Origin of the sequence: Streptomyces niphimycinicus (assembly GCF_018883605.1) — a bacterium.
Taxonomy (GTDB): Bacteria; Actinomycetota; Actinomycetes; order Streptomycetales; family Streptomycetaceae; genus Streptomyces; species Streptomyces niphimycinicus.
On the sequence record NZ_JAHLEM010001021.1, the window covers coordinates 1 to 1166 of the forward strand.

Genomic DNA, 1166 nt, shown 5'->3' on the forward strand with positions numbered 1-1166 from the left:
GTCCGCCGCGTCGGGCGACGCCGCCGCCACCGCCGGTGCCGCCGCCGAGGCGGAGCAGGGCAAGGCCGCCCGCGGCCTCCGCTTCTCGCCGGTGGCCCCCAACACCGAGGACACCGTGGTCACCGCCGAGGGCCACGACCAGAACGTGGTGCTCCGCTGGGGCGACCCGATCCTGCGCGGTGCGCCCGCGTTCGACCCGGCCAAGCAGAGCGGCAAGGCCCAGGCGGGCCAGTTCGGTTACAACAACGACTACATGGCGGTGCTGGACGTCCCCGGCGAGCGCGACCATCAGCTCCTCGTGGTCAACCATGAGTACACCGACGAGGTGCTGATGTTCGCCGGGTACGACCCGGAGAACCCCACCCGCGAGCAGGCCGAGATCGCCTGGGCCGCGCACGGGCTGTCCGTGGTGATGACGGCCGAGGAGCGCCGGCTGGGCCGGCTCACCGCTGTGTCCCGGCACCAGCTCAACCGCCGTATCACCGCGACCACTCCGTTCGAGGTCACCGGCCCGGCGGCGGGCAGCGAGCTGCTGCGCACCTCCGCCGACCGGTCCGGCAAGCGCGTCCTCGGCACGCTGAACAACTGCGGTGGCGGCATCACCCCGTGGGGCACGGTGCTCTCCGGCGAGGAGAACTTCAACCAGTACTTCGCCAACCCCGACAAGGTCACCGACCCGACCGTCAAGGCGGGCCTGAAGCGCTACGGCTTCAAGGACGGCGCCTCCGAGCGCAAGTGGGAGCGTTTCGACGACCGCTTCGACCTCGCCAAGGAGCCCAACGAGGCGCACCGCTTCGGCTGGGTCATCGAGGTCGACCCGTTCGACCCCGAATCCACCCCGCGCAAGCTGACCGCGCTGGGCCGCTTCAAGCACGAGGCCGCCGAGCCCCGGCTGACCACCGATGGCCGTCCGGTCCTCTACATGGGCGACGACGAGAAGTTCGACTACTTCTACAAGTTCGTCTCCGCCAAGCGGATGATGAAGGGCAACAGCCGCATCGCCCGCGAGCACAACCGCACGCTGCTGGACGAGGGCACGCTGTACGTCGCCAAGTTCACCGGTGACAGCCCGTCCGCCGAGATCGACGGCACCGGAAAGCTGCCCACGGACGGCGAGTTCGACGGCGCCGGCGAGTGGATCCCGCTGGCCTCCGGCGACCGCTCCT

General features: G+C 70.5%; 1 protein-coding gene. It reads left to right on the forward strand.

What is annotated here, in order from left to right; all coding sequences use genetic code 11:
• Positions 1-1166, forward strand: a 1166-nt coding sequence (locus tag KN815_RS47010) for a PhoX family protein (protein ID WP_216347896.1), incomplete at both ends; no start/stop codon positions are given.